Here is a 21,804-nt window from a genome sequence, read left to right on the forward strand (position 1 = left end):
TGTGGACTCGGGACCGGCCTGCCCAGGGCGCGTAGCCGGCGTCGAAAGATCAGGGTTCGAGGTCGAAGCGTGCGGTGCGGTCTCCCCGGACATGGGGCTCGAAGTCAAAGGGCTCGCCATCCAGGGTCAGTTCGACGCCCCGGGCATTCCCCAGGACCACACGCCCGGGAAGCGTGAGTTCCAGTTCCTCACGGTCGCCGCTGCTCAGCACACCGGTAAACACGACCTCGTCGTCCGCATTGCGAATCTCAAGCCAGGAAGTCTCGCTGACCTCCAGCACCAGTCGGTACAGGCCGTCGCGATCGGCCTCTCCACCATTCGGTGCGGCCGCATCCTCGTCCTGGTCCTGGGCCACGGCGGCACCACCGGTCAGTAACGTCATTTCCGACACCGGGCCGGACGTCGAGGATTCGGCCGCCTCTTCAGTGGAGGTCTCGTCGGTCGCCGTGTCCTCTGCGGGCACCGGCTCGGCCAGCGTGTCCATCGCGGGTTCCGGGTCCTGTTCTGCACCAGCCTCACTGACCTCGGGATCCGTCTCCGCAGCCCTCGGCGCCTCGGGCTCGGGTTCCGCTTCCTCGATCAACGACGGCGGCGCACTCAATTCATCATCCGGCGCGCGGGCGGCGGCATCCTCGGACGGGACACTGCGATCGTCTTCCAGCCATCCCAGAGACGGGAATGACGGCGTACCGCCGCCGCGCTCGGACCACGCGTAAACCCCCAGACCCAGTAACGCCAGCAGGAGCAGAAAGGTCAGCCAGTACGGCGCACTGGAACGCCGCCGCCTCTTGCTCCGGGCCGAGGCCGTAGCCACCGCCCGCAGCTCCGGCTCGGTCAGGCCATGGCCCTCGAAGGCGCGCAGCCAGGGATCGGCGTTCACCCCCAACTCGCGCGCACAGGCCCGCAGATAGCCCCGTACATAGGCCGGGGCCATGTGATCGAACCGGTTCGCCTCCAGGTCTTCCAGCGTCCCGCGACCGAGGTGGATCCGGTGTGCCAGCGTGGCGGTATCCAGACCGGCGGCCTCGCGCGCGCGGCGCAGGCTATTGCCGGGCTCGCCCTCCCCACCCTCGGGATCGGGAGGCGGGGGCTGATCCCGAGTCGTCAGCCCACTTGCAGCGGGAAACTCCGGGGCCGCATGGGGGTCATCGTCCGTGGTTCGTAACGGTTCCATCTCGGAAACGGAATCGTCGACTTCCTCGACCCGGCCCAGACCCGGCTCCTTGTCATCACGCGGCTCAGCCACCATTGCGCTCCATGTCTTCCAGGCGGACCAGCTCCATGCTGTCCGGGTACTGACGCCGCAGGCGTTCCGCGCAGTCGTTCGCCGCACGCCGGTTCCCGAGCGCCAGTTCCGCCCGATAGCAGAGGAACAGCGTCTCGGAACTTTCCACACCCAGCCCTTCCAGGCGTTGCAGGAATGCCCTTGTCTGCATCGGGCGGTCGTCTTCGTAGGTCAGGCTTGCCATTTCCAGGAGGGCACGCGGGTACTGCGGGTTGATCCGCAGCGCCTCGCGCAGCTTCTCCTCGGCGCGTTCCGTCTGCCCGGCATCGGCGAAGCACACCCCGGAGTTCATCAACGCAATCTCGCGCTGGTCGTAATCGGGATTGTCGATCGCCTTGGCAAACAGCTCCTGCGCCTCGTCAAAGGCCTCGCGCCGGCACAACAGGGCCCCAAGGCTGGTCTGCACGTAGGGGTTGCCATCGTCTCGGCGCAGTGCCCGGCGGTAGTGCTCTTCCGCGCGCTCATGCGCACCCCGGCGTTCGTAGACATTGGCCATGCCCAGATTGGCGAGCGGATGGTTCGGATCGAACTCCAGCGCCCGCTTCAGATTACGCTCGGCCTGGTCGACCTCCCCCTCGCGCAGATACCCGATACCCAGCTCGGCGTTGACCTCCGCGGCCTCTGCGCGTTCTCCGGTTACCTCGCGCTCAGCCATCGCCGCGCATCCTCCGAGGGCCAGCCCCAGCAGTACCACGACGGCCGGGCGCCCCCAGCGAAGCCCCATCAAGAGGCCCTCCGCGGGCGCTCAGGCAGTTCGGCGTGCAGACGAATCATGCGCATCCCCCGGTTGGTACGGTCTTCCACCTGCCCCACCAGCTGTCCGCAGGCAGCATCGATGTCATCGCCACGCGTGCGTCGCACCGTGGTGACATAACCCGCCTTCTGCAGCTGACGCTCGAAACGCTCGATATCCGCTTCCGCAGGACGGTCGAAAGGCGCACCGGGAAACGGATTGAACGGGATCAGATTGATCTTGCCCGGGATGCCCCGCAGCACGCCGGCCAGCTGATTGGCATGTTCGGGGCGGTCATTCACGCCGGCCAGCAGCACGTATTCGAAGGTCACGCCACTGTGCGCGCCCGTCGCCTCGACATAGCGCCGGCAGCTCTCCATCAAGCGCGCGATCGGGTACTTGCGATTGATCGGGACCAGGCGGTCGCGCAGCTCGTCGTTCGGGGCATGCAGGCTGACCGCCAGGGCGACATCGGTGTCCTCGCTGAGGCGGTCCAGCGCCGGCACCAGCCCGGAGGTCGACAGCGTCACCCGCCGACGGCTGAGGCCATAGGCGTTGTCGTCGGTCATCAACTGACAGGCCGCCACAACGGCATCGTAGTTGGCCAGGGGCTCACCCATGCCCATCAACACCACATTGCTCACCGCGCGTTGGCGGCCCTCCGGTGCCGGCAGGCGCTGCATCGCCAGCCAGACCTGGCCGATGATCTCGGCGGCCGTCAGGTTGCGGTTGAAGCCCTGCTGAGCGGTCGAACAGAAGGTACAGTCCAGCGCGCAGCCGACCTGCGAAGAGATGCACAGGGTGCCGCGTCCGGATTCGGGAATGAAGACGGTCTCGATCGCGTTGCCATCCGCCAGACGCAGCACCCATTTCACGGTGCCGTCACCGGAGGCCTTCTCCAGCGCGATCTCGGGCAGGGCGATCTCGGTTTCGCGCGCCAAGCGCTCGCGCAGATTGCGCGAAACATCCGTCATCGCATCAAAGTCGGTGACCCCGCGCTGATGCATCCACTTGACGAGCTGAGTGGCACGAAAACGCGGCTCACCCCACTGCGCCAGCAGCTCGGTGAGCTGACTGCGGCTGTAACCCAGCAGATTCAGAGGTGTAGAGGTTTCCGCTGCCATGCTCGCGACCAGTTAAAAACACCCCCTAGTGTACTGCGCAAGGGGGATGCCTGCCTACGGGGCCCGGCGGGACCCGCGAGGGCCCCCGTAGCAGGGAGAAAAGGCGCCGCCGCGACGGGGACCGCGCCCTTTCCCGACCGGCGCTTAGCGGGTGCGCGGACAGACGCCGTCGTTGCCGAAGAAGAACTCGATCTCGCGCGCGGCGGTTTCCGCGGCGTCCGAGCCGTGGACGGCGTTCTCGTCGATCGAGGTCGCGAAGTCCGCACGGATCGTGCCCGGGGCCGCGTCCTTCGGGTTGGTCGCACCCATGATTTCACGGTTTTTGGCGATCGCGCCCTCGCCCTCGAGGACCTGCACCATCACCGGACCGGAGATCATGAACTCCACCAGATCGTTGAAGAACGGGCGCTCCTTGTGCACATCGTAGAAGCCCTCGGCCTGCTCGCGGCTCAGCTGCATCATGCGCGCGGCCACGACTTGCAGGCCGGCTTTTTCGAAACGGCTGTAGATTTCGCCGATCACATTCTTGGAAACGGCATCCGGCTTGATAATGGACAGGGTACGTTCTGCGGCCATGTTGGCTCTCCTGACTAAGGTTGAATAAACGGGGGCTATCCTGCGTCGCAAACGCGAGAACCCGCCAGACGGCGGGCTCCAGGCAGGAACAGCGTGCGGCGCGTAGTGTAGGCAAACTCGCGCCCGCATGCACGCGGGCCGAGCCGCCAGCATCAGGCGTGCGCGGGCTTGCGGAACTCCACCTGCTTCCAATATCCGAACAGGCTGGCGGGGGCCACCATCGCCGGTTCCTGACCGGTCACGCTCACGAAGTCCTCGAACTCCATGTCCGGTCGGAAGCCGACCGCGCGCGACAACGGGCGCAGACAGCGCTCGAACCCGCGCAGCAGCCACTGCCTAGACGCGAAGTGGTTGATCACCAGGATCTGCCCGCCCGGACGGCAAACGCGCCACATCTCGGCAAACAGCCGATCCGGGTTGGGCACCACGGTGGCGACATACATCGCGACCACCGCATCAAAGCTGCTGTCGGCGAACGCAAGCTGCTCGGCGTCCATCTCGCACAGGCCGGAGACCGCGGGGAGCCCACCATTCAGGCGGCCCCGTGCGACATCCAGCATCTCGCGCGAGACGTCGATCCCGACGATCTCGCAGTCGTCCGGATAGTCCGGCAGCGAGAGTCCGGTACCCACACCCACCTCGAGTATGCGCTTGCCGGACAGCGGCGCCAGGGTCTCCTGGGCGCGTTCGCGACCGGTTGCGAACACCCGCCCGAAGGTGGCGTCGTAGTGGCGGGCGTAGCGCTTGTAGCTCTTGCGGATACTGACCAGATCCATGCCGTTACGTCCCGAATACCGATGGCCGGGCACCCAAGGGTGCCCGTTGCGTGACGGAGCCCAGATCAGGCCTCGGACTCGACCGCTTTCATGCTCAGGCGGATACGCCCCTGCTTGTCTACTTCCAGCACCTTCACGGTGACCGAGTCGCCCTCGGACAGGAAGTCCGCCACGTTCTCCACCCGCTCGTCGGAGATCTGCGAGATGTGCACCAGGCCATCACGGCCCGGCAGGATGGAGACAAACGCCCCAAAGTCCATGATCTTCGCGACCTTGCCGGTGTACTGACGGCCGACCTCGATGTCGGCGGTCAGCTCCTCGATACGGCGCTTGGCCTCGAGGCCGGCGGCCTGGTCAGTGGAGGCGACCTTGACCGTGCCATCGTCCTGGATGTCGATCGTCGCACCAGTCTCCTCGGTCAGGGCACGAATCGTCGCCCCGCCCTTGCCGATCACGTCGCGGATCTTGTCCGGGTTGATCTTCATGGTGATAAAGCGCGGCGCGTGCGAAGACATCTCCTCGCGGTGGCTCGGCAGCACCTCGTTCATGCAGCCGAGGATATGCATCCGGCCCTCGCGCGCCTGCGCCAGCGCCTGCTCCATGATCTCGCGGGTAATCCCGTCGATCTTGATGTCCATCTGCAGCGCGGTCACACCATTGGTGGTACCGGCCACCTTGAAGTCCATGTCGCCGAGGTGATCCTCGTCACCCAGGATGTCCGACAGCACGGCGAAGCGCTCGCCTTCCTTGATCAGGCCCATCGCGATCCCCGCGACCGGGGCCTTCAGCGGCACGCCCGCATCCATCAGTGCCAGCGAGGTACCGCAGACGGATGCCATGGAGCTGGACCCATTGGACTCGGTGATCTCGGAGACCACGCGCACCACATAGGGGAACTCTTCGACCTTCGGCATTACGGCCGCCACCCCACGCTTGGCCAGGCGACCATGCCCGATCTCGCGGCGCTTGGGCGAGCCAACGAAACCGGTCTCGCCGGTGCAATAGGGCGGGAAGTTGTAGTGCAGCATGAAGCGGTCACGGCGCTCGCCCTCGATCGCATCGATCACCTGGGCGTCGCGATCCGTGCCCAGCGTGGCCACGACCAGCGCCTGAGTCTCGCCGCGGGTAAACACCGCCGAGCCGTGCGTACGCGGAAGCACGCTGGTCTGGACGCCGATCGGGCGTACGGTCTTGTTGTCGCGTCCGTCGATACGCGGATTGCCATCCAGAATGCGGTCGCGCACCAGGCGGTACTCGAGATCGTGGAATGCCGTCTTCACGTCTTCCGCGCTCGGCCCGGACTCGTCTTCACTGGCGATCGCGTCGACGGCCTGGCTGCGCAGCTCGCTAATGCGCTGGGTACGCGCCTGCTTCTCGGCGATCTGATAGGCCTCGACGAGGTCGTTGCCCACGGCCTCTTTGACGCGGTCTTCCAGCGACGCCTCGGACGGCGGTGCCTGCCAGTCCCAGGCCGGCTTCCCGGCCTCGGCCGCCAGTTCCTTGATCGCCTGGATCGCGGCCTGCATCTGCTCGTGGCCGAACATCACCGCGCCCAGCATCGCCTCCTCGGAGAGCTCGCTGGCCTCCGATTCGACCATCAACACGGCATGCTCCGTGCCCGCCACGACCAGGTCGAGATCGGAGTCTTCCAGGGCGCTGTAGGTCGGGTTCAGCAGGTACTCACCGGCACGATAGCCGACGCGCGCGGCCCCGATCGGTCCCGCGAACGGGACACCGGACAGCGCCAGCGCGGCGGAGGCGCCCAGCAGGGCGGGGATATCGGGATCGACTTCGGGGTTGATCGACATGACCGTGGCCACGATCTGGGTCTCGTTCTTGAAACCCTCGGGGAACAGCGGGCGGATCGGACGATCAATCAGGCGCGAGGTCAGCGTCTCCTTTTCGTTCGGACGCCCTTCGCGCTTGAAGAAACCACCCGGGATCTTGCCGGCGGCGTAGGTCCGTTCCTGATAATTCACGGTCAGCGGGAAGAAGTCGCGACCTGGCTCGGCCTCCTTGCGCGCGACGGCGGTCACCAGGACCACGGTCTCGGCCATGTTGACGAGGACGGCGCCACTGGCCTGGCGGGCGATGTCACCGGTCTCGAAGGTGACGGTATGGTTTCCGTACTGGAACGACTTCTTGTGTGCCACGTTATATCCCGTTTCCCGTAATGCGTGCATCGGTCTTGCTTGCGATGGGCCGACCAGCACCCCTGCGCGGCCGCCCCTGAAACTGAACGGGCCCGCACCAGTGGCGCGGGCCCGTTGTGCCTGCCTTAGCGGCGCAGGCCAAGCTCCTGAACCAGGGCCTGATAGCGGTCCTGGTCATTGCGCTTGAGATAGGTCAGCAGCTTGCGCCGCTGGCTGACCATCTTCAGCAGCCCGCGACGCGAGTGGTGGTCCTGCTTGTGCTTTTCAAAATGCCCCATCAGATGCTGGATGCGGGCCGTGAGCAGCGCGACCTGGACTTCCGGCGAACCGGTGTCGTTGGCATCGCGCTTGTGCTTCTCGACGATGGCCGATTTTTCTTCGGTAGTGAGCGACATGAAAACCTGACTCCTGAGATTACTTGACCGTTAATCGACCAGTGGCGCTGGCGATAGGCGCGCAATGTTAGCACGACGTACCGGCCTTGAATAGAAAGAACCGCGGCGTCGTCAGGACGCCGCGACAAACAGGCGGCGGGGCCGCACCCGGCCGTCCGGTTCGCGCGACCCCACCGCCAGAAAGCCGCCCTCGGCGTCATACACCCGCACCAGCGGCCAGCCAGTTTCGGCCTCGGCCGGCGCGCCTTCTGCACCCGGGGTCTGGGACTCGATCGCCTCGGCACCCGCTGCGTGGCCATGGCGCATGGCCGCGCTGGCCTGTGCATTGAGGGAAACCGAGGGCCAGTGCCCTAGCGCCGTTTCCGGGGCCTGCAGCATGGCCTCGATCGCGGCCGCACCACCCGCTTCGAATGCGGCCTCCACCTGCTCCATCGTTACCATCGCGGCGGCCTCGAATGGGCCGTGCCCGATGCGCCGCAGGCTGTCGACCGCCGCCCCGCAACCCAGCGCATGCCCGATGTCGGCCACCAGGGAGCGTACATAGGTGCCCTTGCTGCAGCGCACATCGATGCGCAGCCGCTCGGGCGCGATGGCTTCGATCGACAGGGCATGGATCTGCACGGGCCGCGGGGGACGCTCCACCTCCACGCCCCTGCGCGCCAGCTCATAGAGCCGCTTGCCATCGTGCTTGAGGGCCGAGACCATCGGAGGCACCTGCTCCTGCGCCCCGCTGAACCGCCGCTCCAGCACCCGCAGCTGCTCCGGCTCGACGGCCGGCACCGGCGCCTCGCGGATGACGGCGCCATCGAGATCCGCACTATCGGTCTCGACCCCCAGCTGCGCCTCCGCGATGTAGTGCTTGTCGGCGTCCAGCAGCCAGCCCGAGACCTTGGTCGCCTGACCGAAACACAACGGCAAAAGGCCGGTCGCACGCGGGTCCAATGCCCCGGTATGACCGGCCTTCTTGGCCTGCAACAGGTACTTCACGCGCCCCAGGATCTGGGTAGAACTCGGCCCGCGGGGCTTGTCCAGCAGCAGAATACCGTCGACCTCGCGACGTGCGCGCGCCATCAAGGAAACCGGCCGGGATCAGGCCTCGCGGCCCGGGTCCTTCGGGTCCTCGGACCCACCATTGTCACCGCTGTCGCCCCCATCCGAATCGGCATGATGCGCGCGATCCTCGGCCAGGGCCTGATCGATCAGAGAAGACATACGAGCCCCGCGCTCCGGCGTGTCGTCGTAGACAAACCGCAACTGGGGCACGCTACGCAGCCGCATCCGCTGACCGAGCGCACGGCGCAGGAATCCTGCCGCGTGATTCAGTCCCTGCTGTGCCTCGCGGCCTTTCTCCTCGCCACCCAGCTGGGTAAAGAACACCTTGGCATGGGCGAGATCCCGCGAGACCTCGACATCCGCCAGCGTAATCATCCCCACGCGCGGGTCCTTGACCTCCAGACGGATCAGTTCCGCCAGCTCGCGCTGGATCTGGTCACCGACCCGATCGGAACGATGGAAGTCGCGATTCCCGGGCATCAGAGGCTCCGAGCCACCTCGACGCGCTGGAAGACCTCGATCTGGTCACCGGCCTTCACGTCGTTGTAGTTCTTCACCGCGATACCGCACTCGGTACCGGCCTTGACCTCGTTCACGTCATCCTTGAAGCGACGCAGGCTCTCGAGTTCGCCTTCGTAGATCACCACGTTGTCGCGCAGCACGCGGATCGGGTTGCCCCGCTTGACCGCACCCTCGACCACGAGACAGCCGGCGACCTGGCCAAAGCCGGAGGCCTTGAACACATCGCGCACCTCGGCGAGGCCCACGACCTCTTCGCGGATCTCGGCCGACAGCAGACCCGACAGCGCCTGCTTCACGTCGTCGATCGCCTCGTAGATCACCGAGTAATAACGCACGTCGATCTCGTTCTCGGCGGCCAGGCGCTTGGCGCCCGCATCGGCACGCACGTTGAACGCGATCACGATCGCCTCGGAGGCCATCGCCAGGTTGAGGTCGGACTCGGAGATCCCGCCGACACCGGCGGAGACCACCTTCACGCGCACCTCGTCGGTGGACAGCTTGATCAGCGACTCTCGCAGGGCCTCGGCCGAGCCCTGAACATCCGCCTTGATCAGGATGTTCACGGTCGCGATCTCGCCTTCCTGCATCTGGTTGAAGATGTTCTCCAGCTTGGCTGCCTGCTGCGCGGCCAGCTTGCGTTCGCGCTGTTTGGCGTCGCGGTGCTCGGCGACCTCGCGGGCGGTCTTGTCGTCCGCAACCACCAGAACCTCGTCCCCGGCCTCCGGCACACCGGACAGACCCAGGACCTCGACCGGCATGGACGGACCGATCTCCTTCACCGACTTTCCGGTGTCGTCGAACATTGCCCGCACGCGACCGTATTCCTTGCCCGAGAGCAGGATATCGCCATGCTTCAGCTTGCCGGACTGGACCAGGATGGTCGCCACCGGGCCACGCCCCTTGTCCAGGCGCGACTCGATCACCACGCCCCGCGCAGGGCCCTCGGCCGGGGCCTTCAGTTCCATCACCTCGGCCTGCAGGCCCAGGGCCTCCAGCAGCTGGTCGATGCCCTCGCCGGTATGCGCCGAGACGTTGATGAACTGCGTATCGCCACCCCAGGCCTCGGGGATCACTTCGTGCTGGGCGAGATCGTTCATCACGCGCTCGGGTTCGGCCTCCGGCTTGTCGATCTTGTTCACCGCGACCACGATCGGGACGCCCGCCGCCTTCGCGTGCTGGATCGCCTCGAGCGTCTGCGGCATTACGCCGTCATCCGCTGCCACTACCAGGATCACGATGTCGGTGGATTGCGCGCCACGGGCACGCATCGCGGTAAACGCGGCATGCCCCGGGGTATCCAGGAAGGTCACGCCGTCGTGGCCATTGTCCACGTGGTAGGCACCGATGTGCTGGGTAATACCCCCAGCCTCGCCCGAGGCGACCTTCTCCTTCCGGATGTAGTCCAGCAAAGACGTCTTGCCGTGGTCGACGTGACCCATCACGGTGACGACCGGCGGGCGCGCCTTGGCCTCCGCCGTCTGCTCCAGACCGGTGTCGATCTCGTCCTCGACCGAGGTCTCCTTCGCCGCGACCGGCGTGTGGCCCATCTCCTCGACCACCAGCATCGCAGTGTCCTGGTCAATGGACTGGTTGATGGTCGCCATCACGCCCATACCCATCAGGGCCTTGATCAGCTGTGGCGCCTTGATCGCCATCGCCTGGGCCAGTTCGGAGACCGTGATCGTCTCCGGCACCTCGACCTCGCGGACAACCGGCGCGGTCGGCTTGGCAAAACCATGCTTGCTCGCAACGGCCTGCGCGGCGGCGGACTGCGCCTTGCGGCCCTCGCCCTTCTTGCGCCGACCACGACGATCCCCAGCGACATGCAGCTCTTTGCGGTCGTCCTTGCGCGTCTTGCGACCCTTGCCGGCGCCGGCCGCGGTCTTGCCGGCTTCGGCCTCGGCGGTGGCCTGACGCTGGGCCGCCTCGCGCTCGAGGCGTGCCTGTTCTTCTTTCTCGCGCTTGGCCTCCTGAGCCTCCAGCTCCTTCTGGCGGCGCTTCTGGCGTTCGCCACGCTCGACCTCTTCCTGCTTGCGCGCCTCCAGCGCCTTGCGCTGGGCATCGCGTTCGGCCTCGACCTGCAAGGCAAGCTGTTCGGTCCGGCTCAGCGGGCGCTTCGGCTTAGCCGGGGTCGGCTCGGGTTCGGGTTCGGGCTCAGCCTCGGGTTCCGGTGCTTCGGCCTCTTCGCTGGCCTCAGCCTCAACCGGTTCTTCCGCAGCAGCCTCGACTTCAGGGGCGGCGGGCTCCTCGACCTCGACTTCCTCCGGCTTGGGCTCCTCGGCCACCGGCTCAGCCGGGACTTCCTTCGGAGTCGGGGTCGGTTCGGCGGTCGGCTCCGGGGTCGGCACAGCTTCGACCTCGACCGGGGCTTCGGTCGGGGCCTCGACGGGCTCCTCGGCTGGCTTGCGCTTGATCGTGCGCTTCTTTCGCACCTCAACATTGACCGTCTTGGAGCGTCCGGGCCCGGAGCTCACCTTCAGGGTCTGGGCCTGGGCGCGCCGTTTGAGCGTCACGCGGCCACCCTCACTCTCCCCGTGCGACTGCCGGAGGTGATCGAGCAGCTTGCGCTTCTCGGCATCGGTGATGGCCGCTTCCGGGCCATCCACCTCGACGCCCGCCTCCTTGAGCTGCTCCATGAGGCGGTCTACCGGCTTCCCAACCGATTCCGCGAATTGCTGCACTGTCATTTGCGCCATGGCGCCTTACCTCCATTCCATATTCTTTTCAGGCCAGCCGACGGCCTGTCACACGGGCTTCGCGATTCTTCGTCCGGGGTTATTCCCCGGTTTCAAACCACGGGGCGCGCGCCGTCATAATCAGCTCGGACGCCTCTTCCGTGCTCAATCCGGTCATTTCGACCACGTCGTCGGCTGCCTGCTCCGCGAGGTCCTCCATGGTGCAGACACCATGCGAGGCCAGCTTGTTGGCCACGCCCTGGGTCATGCCGTCCATGTTCAGCAGGTCCTGCGCGGGCTGGTAGTTCTCGCCGCCCGCGATCGCTCGGGTCAGCAGGGCGTCGCTGGCGCGGCTGCGCAGCTCGCCCACGATGTCCTCGTCGAACTCCTCGATCGCCAGCAGTTCGGCCTCGTCGACATACGCCACCTCGTCCAGCGTGCTGAAGCCCTCCTGCACCAGGATGCCGGCCACTTCCTCATCCACATCCAGCGCCTCCATAAAGAAGGTCACTAGCTGCTGGGCCTCGGCCTCGCTCTTCTCGGCCGCCTGCTCCTCGGTCATTACGTTCAGCTCCCAGCCAGTCAGCTGGGAGGCCAGGCGGATATTCTGTCCGCCACGGCCGATGGCCAGGGAGAGTTTGTCTTCTTCGACCGCAATGTCCATCGACTGCTTGTCCTCGTCCACCACGATCGACAGGACCTCGGCCGGGGACATCGCGTTGATCACGAACTGAGCCGGATTCTCGTCCCAGACGATGATGTCGATGCGCTCGCCGGCCAACTCGTTGGACACCGACTGCACACGCGAACCGCGCATGCCGACGCAGGCGCCGACCGGATCCAGACGCGGGTCGTTGGAGCGCACGGCGATCTTCGCACGCTGGCCCGGGTCACGCGCCGCGCCCATGATGTCGATGATCTCCTGCCCAACCTCCGGCACCTCAAGCTTGAACAGCTCGATCAGGAACTCCGGCGCGCTCCGGCTCAGGATCAACTGCGGCCCGCGCGCGTCGGGACGGATCTCCTTGAGATAGCCGCGCAGGCGGTCATTGGTGCGCACGGTCTCGCGCGGAATCATGTGTTCGCGCGGGATCAGGGCCTCGGCGTTGTTGCCGAGATCGACGTAAGTGCCGTTGCGGTCGGTGCGCTTGACGATACCCATTACCAGCGTACCCACGCGGTCCTGGTACTCCTCGACCACCTTGGCGCGCTCGGCCTCGCGCACCTTTTGCACGATCACCTGCTTCGCGGTCTGCGCGGCGATACGGCCGAAATCCACGGCCTCCACCGGCTCCTCGATCACGTCACCGACCTGCGCATCGGGGTTCTTCTGCTGCGCATACGAAAGGAGGATCTGGTACTCCGGTGATTCGAACTCGGGGTCCTCGTCATCGACCACGGTCCAGCGACGGAACGCGTCGTAGTCACCTTCCTCACGGTCGATGCTCACGCGCACGTCCATTTTGCCACCGTGATACTTGCGGGTCGCCATGGCCAATGCCGATTCCAGGGCATCGAAAATAATGTCTTTGTCGACACCCTTCTCGTTCGCCACGGCATCCGCGACCAGCAGGATCTCCTTGTTCATCTCTTGTCTCTCCGCACCTCGGCGGTTACCCGCCGATTCAACAAAAACCGCGCGCCGGTCTACAGCTGTTCCAGGACCCGCGCATTGTGGATAGCGTTCAACGGCAGTTCGTAGCCCGTGCCGTCGACCTCGACTTCGATCATTTCCTCGTCCACGCCGATCAGCGTGCCGCGGTAATTCCGCCGCCCGTGCTCCGGCCAACTCAACCGCACCTTCACCGGGTGTCCGATATATCCCCGGTACTGGTCGGGCGTGAACAGCGGCCGCTCGATACCCGGACTGGAGACCTCCAGGGTGTAGTTGCCGCGCAGCGCCTGTTCCACCTCGAGCACGGCACCGGCCTGGTCGCTCACCAGCGCGCAGTCATCCACCGTGACCCCCTCGGGGCTGTCGATGTAGATGCGCAGCATCACGGGCTTGGAACCGGGGTGGTACTCCAACCCCCAGAACACAAACCCCTGCCCCTCGACCACCGGGGCCAGCAGCGCCTTCAATTGTTCGGGCTTTTCCGCCACCTGACTCCACTCGGAACGATTCACGAACCGGCCCTTTCCAGGGCCCGGAAACAAAAAAAGGGCGATAAACGCCCCTCGAACACCTCAGCGATGAGCGCAGCCAGTCAGACTGACTGCTTGGCGCGCGGGAGCGCAGCCCGGCAAGACCGCCACAACGGACCTGCCTAACAAAAAGGCCCCATATGGGGCCTCTCTGAAAAATGGTAGCGGGGGCAGGATTTGAACCTGCGACCTTCGGGTTATGAGCCCGACGAGCTGCCAGACTGCTCCACCCCGCATCCGAGACGCGAAACTATAACAAAGCGGGTTGGGGGCTGCAAGGAAAAGCGCGAGATTTTTCCTGATTCCAAGCCCCCTCGCACCCGGCCGTACCCCTTACCGCGAACGGTGCGCGCGAGTCCGCAGATGCTGCCGGAGATCGTAGCGCCAGATGTATCCGGGCAGCGCGAACACCGCGAACAACGACAGGGTGATCACGTAGAACTCCCAACCCTGCGTGTGGATGCCTCCAGTCGCCTGAAACTCCAGGCCCTTGCCGATCAGTCCCACCAGCAGATAAAGCCCGACCCATTCGAAGATACGGGCCCAGGGGCCCTTCACACCACTGGCCGGCAGGACCATCAGGCCGATGCGTTCGGTCAGCCAGGGCAGGTTTGCCGAAATAAAGGCAACGACGACAAAACCCCAGACCAGAACTTCAAATGGAATCCACTGTGTCACGACTTAGCCCATGATTGCGTAGTGGGTGACAGACAACAGCAGCCCCGGAAAAATTCCAAGAAGCAGTACCGCCAATCCGTTAATGCTGAGCGCGGTGGCCAGCGCCCCCGAAGGCTGCACCGGCTCTTGCGCGTCTTCGCGGGGGTCGTCGAAGAACATCATCTTGACCACGCGCAGGTAGTAGAAGGCCCCAATGATCGAGAAGATCACGGCGACAATCGCCAGCCAGACCAGATCCGCGCCCACCGCGGCCTGGATCACCGCCAGCTTGGCGTAGAAGCCGACTGTCGGCGGCACCCCGGCCATCGAAAACAGCAGCAGCAGCATGATGAACGCGAACCACGGGTTGCGCTTGGCCAGGCCCTTGAAGTCATCGATCTGGTCCGCCTCATAGCCCTTGCGCGACAGGAACACGATCATGCCGAAGCCACCGGCCGCGGTGATCGCATAGACGATCACATAGAACATCGCCGAGGCGTAGCCGCTGTCAGTCCCGGCCAGGATGCCCATGAACACGAAGCCGACATGGGCGATGGTCGAGTAGGCCAGCATGCGCTTGATGCTGGTCTGCGCGATCGCGATCACGTTGCCCACCGCCAGCGACAGCACGGCCAGGATCACGAACATGCCCTGCCAGTCGGCATGCATCGGGCCCATGCCCTCCACCAGCAGGCGCATCAGGAAGGCGAACGCGGCGATCTTCGGCGCCGTGGCGATGAACAGCGTCACCGCGGTCGGGGCACCGTCGTAGACATCCGGCACCCACATGTGGAACGGCACCGCCCCCAGCTTGAACGCGATCGCGACCACCAGGAACACCAGACCGAAGACCAGCGGGATGTTCAGGCTCTCGTCCGCTGCCGTCAGCTCAGCGGCAATGACCGCGATATCCAGCGAGCCGGTCATGCCGTAGATCATCGACATACCGTAAAGCAGCAGACCGGAGGCCAGCGCGCCCAGCACGAAGTACTTCATCGCCGCCTCGGTCGCGCGGGTGTTGTCGCGCCAGAACGCGACCAGTGCATAGGACGACAGCGACAGCAGCTCCAGCCCCAGGTACAGCGTCAGCAGGTTGTGCCCGGAGATCATGATCATCATCCCGAGCACCGCGAACAGGCCCAGGATGTAGAACTCGCCCTTGTGGATCCCGCGCTCCATCAGGTACGGACGCGCATACAGGAACACCAGGAAGCTGGTCACGTAGACCGCGACTTTCAGGACGTCCGCCATCGGGTCCTTCACGAAGGTATCCGAGAAGGTCAGCACCGTCTCCGGACCCATCATCCACAGGGTCAGGCCGGCAGCCGCGACCAGGGTCGCCTGCACCAGGCCGTAGGTGATGTCGCGCCGCGAATCCGGCAGGAACGCGTCGATCACCAGGATCAGGCACGCCATCCCGAGCACGAACATCTCGGGCACGGCGGGGAGGAAGTTGGGGATCTCGAAAGTCATGTCAGGCGTCCGTTCAGAGCTTCGAGTGCGCGATATGCGCCACGAGGTGGTCGATGGTCGCGTTCATCACATCCAGCAGCGGCGCCGGCCACACACCCAGCAGCAGGGTGAAGAAGGCCAGCACGCCCATCAGGAAGAACTCGCGGCGGTTCATGTCGGAGAGACCGGCCACGTTGTCGTTGGCCACCGCGCCAAAGATCACGCGCTTGACCAGCCACAGGGTATAGCCGGCGGCCAGGATCAGCGTGGTCGCAGCGAGGAAGGCAATCCAGAAGTCCGCCTTGAATGCGGCCAGGATGACCATGAACTCGCCCACGAACCCGGACGTACCCGGCAGGCCGGTATTGGCCATCGCGAACAGCACGAAGAACGCGGCGAACCAGGGCATGGTGTTCACCACACCGCCGTAGTCCGAGATCTGTCGGCTGTGCAGACGGTCGTACAGAACGCCCACCGCGAGGAACATCGCCGCGGAGATAAAGCCGTGCGAGATCATCTGCACCATGCCGCCGGCAATACCCAGCGAGGCCCCTTCCCAGTCACCGGTGTTGCGGTAGATGTAGAAGGCGAGGAAGAAGCCCAGGGTCACAAAGCCCATGTGCGCGATCGACGAATAGGCGATCAGCTTCTTCATGTCGCTCTGAATCAGCGCCACCAGGCCGATGTAGACGATCGCGATCAGCGACAGCACGATCATCAGCGTATCCAGCACCGCCGAGGCATCCGGCGTGATCGGCAACGAGAAGCGCAGGAAGCCGTAGCCCCCAATCTTCAGCATGATCGCCGCCAGGATCACCGAGCCGCCGGTGGGCGCTTCCACATGCGCATCCGGCAGCCAGGTATGCACCGGGAACATCGGGATCTTCACCGCGAACGCCATAAAGAACGCGAGGAAGATCAGTATCTGCGCGGTCATGCCGATCTGCAGGGCATGGAAGTCCTGGATCAGGAAGCTGCCGGACTGGATGTACATCCAGATCAGCGCAACCAGCATGAACACCGAGCCCAGGAAGGTATAGAGGAAGAACTTGATGGTCGCATAGACGCGCCGCGGCCCGCCCCAGATCCCGATCACCAGGAACATCGGGATCAGCATCGCCTCGAAGAACACGTAGAACAACACCGCATCCATCGCCGCGAACATGCCGATCATCAGGCCTTCCATCACCAGCATGGCCGACATGTAGTAGGCGATCCGGTCCTTCACCGACTCCCAGGCCGCAACGATCACGATCACGGTGATCAGTGTGGTCAGCAGAATCAACGGCATGGAGATGCCGTCCACCCCGAGGTGGTAGTTCACGTTGAACGCCGGGATCCACGAGGCCAGTTCCTGGAACTGCATGTCCGCGGTGCCACGCTCGAACGTGAACCACAGCGGCAAACTGGCCACAAAGGTCGCCACGGCCACCGCGAGCCCGAGCCGCCGCGCCACATGGGGCGCGTCGCGCCCGGCGGCAAGCACCAGGAAGCCGCCGAGAATCGGCAGCCAGATCAACAGACTCAAGATAGGCCAGTCAGCAAACATGGTCGTTCCTTGAAACAGCGATGGGCTTCGAGCGCATGGGTGTCGAAGCCGCTCAGATCACGAAGGCGAACATCAGGACCAGCAGGCCGATGATCATCACGAACGCGTAGTGGTAGAGGAAGCCGGACTGCATGTGGCGGATGCGCGCCGAAATCCAGCCGACCGAGCGCGCGGTACCATTGACCAGCAGCCCGTCGATGATCAGAGCATCACCGTAGCGCCACAGCGCACGCCCCAGGCGGACGCTGCCGCCGGCGAAGAACCAGTCATTGAAGCGGTCGAAGCCGTACTTGTCCTCGAGGATGCGCACGCCCAGCTTCAGCCGTTCGGCGATCACGCTCGGCAGCTCGGGCCGCTTCATGTACAGGTACCAGGCCGTGCCCAGACCCGCCATCGCGAGCCAGAACGCGGGCAGCATCAGCCCATGCAGCACAAAGCCGATCACGCCGGTGTAGGTCTCGCCCTTGGTCGCCAGCACGTCCTGCTCCGGCAGCACGAACAGGCTGTCGGCAAAGAAGTCGCCGAACAGCATCGGGCCGATGAAGTAGCCGGCCACCACCGACGGGATCGCCAGCAGGACCAGCGGCAGAGTGACTACCCACGGCGATTCCTTCGGCTGCAGCGGGCCATGGTGATGATCATCGCCGTGTTCGTCGTCGTGGTCATCGCCATGGTCGGGCATGTACTTGTGCGCCTGGTCATAGCGCTCCTCGCCATGGAACACCATGAAGAACATGCGGAAGGTGTACAACGCGGTCACGAACACCCCGGCCAGCACCAGCCAGTAGGCAAACGTCGCCCCCGGGATCTGCGAGTAGCCGACCGCCTCGATGATCGCGTCCTTGGAGAAGAACCCGGAGAAGAACGGGAACCCGATCAGCGCCAGCGAGCCGATCAGCGCGGTCACGTAGGTGATCGGCATGTGCCGGCGCAGCCCACCCATCGCGCGCATGTCCTGCAGGTGGTGCATCGCGATGATCACCGAGCCCGCGGCCAGGAACAGCAGCGCCTTGAAGAAGGCATGCGTCATCAGGTGGAACAGGCCGGCGGCGTAGGCGGAGGCGCCCAGCGCCACGGTCATGTAGCCCAGCTGCGACAGCGTCGAATACGCCACCACCCGCTTGATGTCGTTCTGGACGAGCCCGATCAGGCCCATGAAGAACGCGGTGATCGCCCCGATGATCAGGATGAACGACAGCGCCGGGACGGAGAACTCGTACAGCGGCGACATGCGCGCCACCATGAAAATACCCGCGGTCACCATGGTCGCCGCGTGGATCAGCGCGGAGATCGGGGTCGGGCCTTCCATCGAGTCCGGCAGCCAGACATGCAGCGGCACCTGGGCGGATTTACCCATCGCACCGATGAACAGGAAGATCAGCGCCAGATCCAGCAGGCCGAAGGTCCAGCCCGGCCAGATGGTGATGGTCGCCTCGCTCATCGACTGACCTTCGGCGAACACATCGGCGTAGTTCAGGCTGCCGGTGTAGAACACCAGCGCGGCGATCCCGATCAGGAACCCGAAGTCCCCCACCCGGTTGACGATGAACGCCTTCATGTTCGCGTAGATCGCGGTCGGCCGCTTGTACCAGAAGCCGATCAGCAGGTAGGAGACCAGGCCCACGGCCTCCCAGCCAAAGAACAGCTGCATGAAGTTGTTCGCCATCACCAGCATCAGCATCGAGAAGGTGAACAGCGAGATGTAGGCGAAGAAGCGCTGGTAGCCCGGATCGTCCTTCATGTAGCCGATGGTGTAGATGTGCACCATCAGCGAGACGAAGGTGACGACCAGCATCATCATCGCGGTCAGGTTGTCGACCAGGAACCCGACCTCGAACTGGATGCCGTCGGAGACCATCCAGGTGTAGACGGTTTCGTTGTAGACCCCGGCGTCACCGAACACGTGGGCCCAGAAGACCACCACCGACAGGATGAACGAGATCGACACCCCGAGGATGGTGACGCTGTGCGCCCCGGTGCGGCCGATCTGACGCCCGAACAGGCCGGCGATGATCGCGCCGAACAGCGGCGCCAGGACGATAAGTAGATAGATCGTATCCATGGCCCGTTATCCCTTCATTGCGTCCAGGTCCTGGACGTTGATGGTTCCGCGATTCCGGAACAGCAACACCAGGATGGCGAGGCCGATGGCCGCCTCGGCCGCGGCGACGGTCAGGATGAAGAACACGAACACCTGGCCCGCGAGGTCCTGCAGGAAGAACGAGAAGGCAATGAAATTGATGTTCACCGCGAGCAGCATCAGCTCGATGCACATCAACAGAACGATCACGTTTTTCCGGTTCAGGAAGATCCCGGCCACACTGATCGAAAACAACAGCGCGGCCAGCACCAGGTAGTGCTCTAGCGTAATCATGTTCTAGCCCTGAGTTCTTTCGGGGGCGGCATCCGCCCCCGGTGTCCGGGTCCCGACCTCTGGCCGGAATGCCTTGTTACTCGGATTGCCTATTTCGACGAGTCGTCCTGCTGTCCATCCGCATCGCTGCTCTGGGCAGCACGACGCGGGGACTTCTTCTTCTCGGAGGCCATGGAGACCATGCGGACCCGACCCTCGCGGGAGACCGCCATCTGCTGGCCTGGATCGATCGACTTGTTGTCCGGACGCTTGCGCATGGTCAGCGAGATCGCCGCGATGATCGCCACCAGCAGGATCACCGCCGCAATCTCGAACGGATAGACGTATTCGGTGTAGAGGATCGCGCCCAGGGCCTCGGTGTTGGCGTATTCCGGCCCTGCGCGCTCCGGCACATCCATCGTGATGTAGCGGGTAATCACGGCCACCAGCACGGTGGCCATCGCTACCGCGACCACGATGCCCACCGGCAGGTATTCGGTGAAGCCCTCGCGCAGCTTGGCGAGGTTGATGTCGAGCATCATCACCACGAACAGGAACAGCACCATCACCGCGCCAACGTAGACGAGCACCAGCACGATGCCGAGGAACTCCGCCTCCGCCAGCAGCCAGATCGCGGCCGCGGCGACAAAGCACAGCACCAGGAACAGGGCCGCGTGCACCGGGTTGCGCACACTGATCATCGCCAGGGCACCGCCCAGCAGGATCGCGCCGAAGAGATAGAAAAGGATCAACTCGAAGGTCATGGGGCGGTCCCTGCGTTACCGGTACGGGGCGTCGATCGCACGGGCCTCGGCGATCTCTTTCTCGAAGCGGTCACCAATGGCCAGGAGCTTGTCCTTGGTCATGATCTGCTCGCCCCGGTTCTCGAAGTGGTACTCGAAGATGTGCGTCTCGACGATGGAATCCACCGGACAGGCCTCTTCGCAGAAGCCGCAGAAGATGCACTTGAACAGGTCGATGTCGTAGCGCGTCGTGCGGCGCGTGCCGTCCGCGCGCTCCTCGGAGTCGATCGTGATCGCCAGCGCCGGGCAGACCGCCTCGCACAGTTTGCAGGCAATGCAGCGCTCCTCGCCGTTCGGGTAGCGGCGCAGCGCATGCAGCCCGCGGAAACGCGGCGACATCGGGGTCTTCTCGTCCGGGTACTGCACGGTGAACTTGCGGCTCAGCAGGTAACGCCCGGTCAGGCGCAACCCCAGCAGCAGTTCAAAGAACAGAAAACTCTTCAGGTATCGGCGGAACGCTTTCATCACGAACTCCTCAGGCGAACCACGGGCCGACGTTGAACGCGACCAGCACGCCCTCGACAAACAGCCAGAGGATGGTCACCGGGATCAGCACCTTCCAGCCAAGACGCATGATCTGGTCATAGCGATAGCGCGGGAAAGTGGCACGGAACCACAAGAAGGCGAACAGGAACACCGCCGTCTTGAACAAGAACCAGTGGATGCCATGATCCAGCAGCGCACCGATGACCGGCAGGTCAAAGGCCGCTTGCGGCAGGATGCCCTGGAAGGGCGACAGCCAGCCGCCGAGGAACAGGATCGCGGTCAGGGCCGAGATCAGGATCATGTTCGCGTATTCGGCCAGGAAGAACACGGCGAACGCCATGCCCGAGTACTCGACGTGGAAACCCGCGACGATCTCGGATTCGCCCTCGGCCACGTCGAACGGCGCGCGGTTGGTCTCGGCAATCCCGGAGATGAAATACACAAAGAACAGCGGCAGCAGCGGCAGCAGGAACCAGTGGTACATGCTGCCCGACTGCGCCTCGATGATGCCGCCCACGTTCAGCGTGCCGGCAGCCATCAGCACGCCGACCAGGGCAAAACCCATCGCGATTTCGTAGGAGACCAGCTGCGCGGCCGAACGCAGCGACCCCAGCAGCGCATACTTCGAGTTCGAGGCCCAGCCGGCGATGATGATCCCGTATACGCCGAGCGAGGTCAGCGCCAGCAGGTACAGCAGCCCGGCATTGACGTTGGCCAGCGCCCCGCCATCGAAGAACGGGATTACCGCCCAGGCGGCCAGCGCCGGGGCGATGGTCAGCACCGGGGCACTCAGAAACAGGAAGCGGTTGGCATTGGTCGGGAGGATGACCTCCTTGGTCAGCAGCTTCAGCGCATCCGCGATCGGCTGCAGCCAGCCGCGCGGCCCGACCCGGTTCGGCCCGACGCGCACATGCGCATAGCCGATCACCTTGCGTTCGGCGAAGGTCGTGTAGGCCACGGCCAGCATCAGCGGGATCACGATCAGCTGAATGCCGATCAGGATCTGCATCACCGTCGGCAGGCTGCTGTAGAGGTTCATCATCCAGTCGAACATGTCTTACGTTCCC

At 64.7% G+C, this 21,804-nt stretch carries 20 protein-coding genes and 1 tRNA gene; all 21 read right to left on the minus strand.

Annotated elements, in window-relative coordinates; all coding sequences use genetic code 11:
• Window positions 1-49: 49 nt before the first annotated feature.
• The gene (locus G015_RS0105110) at window positions 50-1,249 is read right to left on the minus strand and encodes a RodZ domain-containing protein (protein WP_018649003.1); all 1,200 of its coding nucleotides are present in this window, start codon (window positions 1,247-1,249) and stop codon (window positions 50-52) included.
• Complete coding sequence (pilW, locus tag G015_RS0105115; RefSeq protein WP_018138256.1) at window positions 1,239-2,009, minus strand: type IV pilus biogenesis/stability protein PilW; 771 nt, start codon at window positions 2,007-2,009, stop codon at window positions 1,239-1,241. The genes G015_RS0105110 and pilW overlap by 11 nt, the downstream gene beginning before the upstream one ends.
• Complete coding sequence (locus G015_RS0105120; protein WP_018138257.1) at window positions 2,009-3,142, minus strand: bifunctional tRNA (adenosine(37)-C2)-methyltransferase TrmG/ribosomal RNA large subunit methyltransferase RlmN; 1,134 nt, start codon at window positions 3,140-3,142, stop codon at window positions 2,009-2,011. The genes pilW and G015_RS0105120 overlap by 1 nt, the downstream gene beginning before the upstream one ends.
• A gap of 144 nt (window positions 3,143-3,286) precedes the next feature.
• Window positions 3,287-3,718, minus strand: a complete 432-nt coding sequence (ndk, locus tag G015_RS0105125; protein WP_018138258.1) for a nucleoside-diphosphate kinase — start codon at window positions 3,716-3,718, stop codon at window positions 3,287-3,289.
• A 152-nt stretch (window positions 3,719-3,870) separates the two neighbouring features.
• The gene (locus G015_RS0105130; RefSeq protein ID WP_018649005.1) at window positions 3,871-4,494 is read right to left on the minus strand and encodes a class I SAM-dependent methyltransferase; all 624 of its coding nucleotides are present in this window, start codon (window positions 4,492-4,494) and stop codon (window positions 3,871-3,873) included.
• 65 nt (window positions 4,495-4,559) lie between these two features.
• A complete protein-coding gene (pnp, locus tag G015_RS0105135) occupies window positions 4,560-6,647 on the minus strand; it encodes a polyribonucleotide nucleotidyltransferase (protein ID WP_018138260.1) in 2,088 nt (695 codons plus the stop codon).
• Between the two features lie 125 nt (window positions 6,648-6,772).
• The gene (gene rpsO, locus G015_RS0105140; protein ID WP_012982141.1) at window positions 6,773-7,042 is read right to left on the minus strand and encodes a 30S ribosomal protein S15; all 270 of its coding nucleotides are present in this window, start codon (window positions 7,040-7,042) and stop codon (window positions 6,773-6,775) included.
• Window positions 7,043-7,153: 111 nt separating this feature from the next.
• Window positions 7,154-8,113: a tRNA pseudouridine(55) synthase TruB gene (gene truB, locus G015_RS0105145; RefSeq protein WP_020146264.1), complete on the minus strand. Its 960-nt coding sequence runs from the start codon at window positions 8,111-8,113 to the stop codon at window positions 7,154-7,156.
• Window positions 8,114-8,131: 18 nt separating this feature from the next.
• Complete coding sequence (gene rbfA, locus G015_RS0105150) at window positions 8,132-8,575, minus strand: 30S ribosome-binding factor RbfA (protein ID WP_018138262.1); 444 nt, start codon at window positions 8,573-8,575, stop codon at window positions 8,132-8,134.
• Window positions 8,575-11,313, minus strand: coding sequence for a translation initiation factor IF-2 (gene infB, locus G015_RS0105155; protein WP_018138263.1), 2,739 nt, complete (start codon window positions 11,311-11,313; stop codon window positions 8,575-8,577). The genes rbfA and infB overlap by 1 nt, the downstream gene beginning before the upstream one ends.
• Window positions 11,314-11,392: 79 nt before the next feature.
• A complete protein-coding gene (nusA, locus tag G015_RS0105160) occupies window positions 11,393-12,880 on the minus strand; it encodes a transcription termination factor NusA (RefSeq protein ID WP_018138264.1) in 1,488 nt (495 codons plus the stop codon).
• A 59-nt stretch (window positions 12,881-12,939) separates the two neighbouring features.
• Window positions 12,940-13,395, minus strand: coding sequence for a ribosome maturation factor RimP (rimP, locus tag G015_RS0105165; RefSeq protein ID WP_026182197.1), 456 nt, complete (start codon window positions 13,393-13,395; stop codon window positions 12,940-12,942).
• A gap of 201 nt (window positions 13,396-13,596) precedes the next feature.
• Window positions 13,597-13,673, minus strand: a tRNA-Met gene (locus G015_RS0105170).
• A gap of 97 nt (window positions 13,674-13,770) precedes the next feature.
• Window positions 13,771-14,115, minus strand: coding sequence for a DUF2818 family protein (locus G015_RS0105175; RefSeq protein ID WP_020146265.1), 345 nt, complete (start codon window positions 14,113-14,115; stop codon window positions 13,771-13,773).
• 3 nt (window positions 14,116-14,118) lie between these two features.
• The gene (gene nuoN, locus G015_RS0105180; protein ID WP_018138267.1) at window positions 14,119-15,567 is read right to left on the minus strand and encodes an NADH-quinone oxidoreductase subunit NuoN; all 1,449 of its coding nucleotides are present in this window, start codon (window positions 15,565-15,567) and stop codon (window positions 14,119-14,121) included.
• A 13-nt stretch (window positions 15,568-15,580) separates the two neighbouring features.
• Window positions 15,581-17,095 carry an NADH-quinone oxidoreductase subunit M gene (locus G015_RS0105185; protein ID WP_018174736.1) on the minus strand — a complete coding sequence of 505 codons (1,515 nt, stop codon included), beginning with the start codon at window positions 17,093-17,095 and terminating at the stop codon, window positions 15,581-15,583.
• A 52-nt stretch (window positions 17,096-17,147) separates the two neighbouring features.
• Window positions 17,148-19,157 (minus strand): NADH-quinone oxidoreductase subunit L, encoded by a 2,010-nt coding sequence (gene nuoL, locus G015_RS0105190; RefSeq protein ID WP_018174735.1) that lies wholly within the window; start codon window positions 19,155-19,157, stop codon window positions 17,148-17,150.
• Between the two features lie 6 nt (window positions 19,158-19,163).
• Entirely contained in the window at window positions 19,164-19,469 is a 306-nt protein-coding gene (gene nuoK, locus G015_RS0105195) for an NADH-quinone oxidoreductase subunit NuoK (RefSeq protein WP_012982131.1), read from the minus strand.
• Window positions 19,470-19,558: 89 nt separating this feature from the next.
• Window positions 19,559-20,212: an NADH-quinone oxidoreductase subunit J gene (locus G015_RS0105200; RefSeq protein ID WP_018138270.1), complete on the minus strand. Its 654-nt coding sequence runs from the start codon at window positions 20,210-20,212 to the stop codon at window positions 19,559-19,561.
• 15 nt (window positions 20,213-20,227) lie between these two features.
• The gene (nuoI, locus tag G015_RS0105205) at window positions 20,228-20,716 is read right to left on the minus strand and encodes an NADH-quinone oxidoreductase subunit NuoI (protein WP_018138271.1); all 489 of its coding nucleotides are present in this window, start codon (window positions 20,714-20,716) and stop codon (window positions 20,228-20,230) included.
• Between the two features lie 10 nt (window positions 20,717-20,726).
• On the minus strand, window positions 20,727-21,791 hold the full coding sequence (nuoH, locus tag G015_RS0105210; RefSeq protein WP_018138272.1) for an NADH-quinone oxidoreductase subunit NuoH: 1,065 nt from the start codon (window positions 21,789-21,791) through the stop codon (window positions 20,727-20,729).
• Between the last annotated feature and the right edge of the window lie 13 nt (window positions 21,792-21,804).

Source organism: Thioalkalivibrio sp. ALJ15 (assembly GCF_000383695.1).
Lineage (GTDB): Bacteria > Pseudomonadota > Gammaproteobacteria > Ectothiorhodospirales > Ectothiorhodospiraceae > Thioalkalivibrio.

What these genes read in the sequence shown, in the direction of transcription:
- G015_RS0105110 (WP_018649003.1), bottom strand. Translation starts at nt 1,249, where the DNA reads ATGGTGGCTGAGCCGCGTGATGACAAGGAGCCGGGTCTGGGCCGGGTC.
- pilW (WP_018138256.1), bottom strand. Translation starts at nt 2,009, where the DNA reads ATGGGGCTTCGCTGGGGGCGCCCGGCCGTCGTGGTACTGCTGGGGCTG.
- G015_RS0105120 (WP_018138257.1), bottom strand. Translation starts at nt 3,142, where the DNA reads ATGGCAGCGGAAACCTCTACACCTCTGAATCTGCTGGGTTACAGCCGC.
- ndk (WP_018138258.1), bottom strand. Translation starts at nt 3,718, where the DNA reads ATGGCCGCAGAACGTACCCTGTCCATTATCAAGCCGGATGCCGTTTCC.
- G015_RS0105130 (WP_018649005.1), bottom strand. Translation starts at nt 4,494, where the DNA reads ATGGATCTGGTCAGTATCCGCAAGAGCTACAAGCGCTACGCCCGCCAC.
- rpsO (WP_012982141.1), bottom strand. Translation starts at nt 7,042, where the DNA reads ATGTCGCTCACTACCGAAGAAAAATCGGCCATCGTCGAGAAGCACAAG.
- truB (WP_020146264.1), bottom strand. Translation starts at nt 8,113, where the DNA reads ATGGCGCGCGCACGTCGCGAGGTCGACGGTATTCTGCTGCTGGACAAG.
- rbfA (WP_018138262.1), bottom strand. Translation starts at nt 8,575, where the DNA reads ATGCCCGGGAATCGCGACTTCCATCGTTCCGATCGGGTCGGTGACCAG.
- infB (WP_018138263.1), bottom strand. Translation starts at nt 11,313, where the DNA reads ATGGCGCAAATGACAGTGCAGCAATTCGCGGAATCGGTTGGGAAGCCG.
- nusA (WP_018138264.1), bottom strand. Translation starts at nt 12,880, where the DNA reads ATGAACAAGGAGATCCTGCTGGTCGCGGATGCCGTGGCGAACGAGAAG.
- nuoN (WP_018138267.1), bottom strand. Translation starts at nt 15,567, where the DNA reads ATGACTTTCGAGATCCCCAACTTCCTCCCCGCCGTGCCCGAGATGTTC.
- G015_RS0105185 (WP_018174736.1), bottom strand. Translation starts at nt 17,095, where the DNA reads ATGTTTGCTGACTGGCCTATCTTGAGTCTGTTGATCTGGCTGCCGATT.
- nuoL (WP_018174735.1), bottom strand. Translation starts at nt 19,157, where the DNA reads ATGGATACGATCTATCTACTTATCGTCCTGGCGCCGCTGTTCGGCGCG.
- nuoK (WP_012982131.1), bottom strand. Translation starts at nt 19,469, where the DNA reads ATGATTACGCTAGAGCACTACCTGGTGCTGGCCGCGCTGTTGTTTTCG.
- G015_RS0105200 (WP_018138270.1), bottom strand. Translation starts at nt 20,212, where the DNA reads ATGACCTTCGAGTTGATCCTTTTCTATCTCTTCGGCGCGATCCTGCTG.
- nuoI (WP_018138271.1), bottom strand. Translation starts at nt 20,716, where the DNA reads ATGAAAGCGTTCCGCCGATACCTGAAGAGTTTTCTGTTCTTTGAACTG.
- nuoH (WP_018138272.1), bottom strand. Translation starts at nt 21,791, where the DNA reads ATGTTCGACTGGATGATGAACCTCTACAGCAGCCTGCCGACGGTGATG.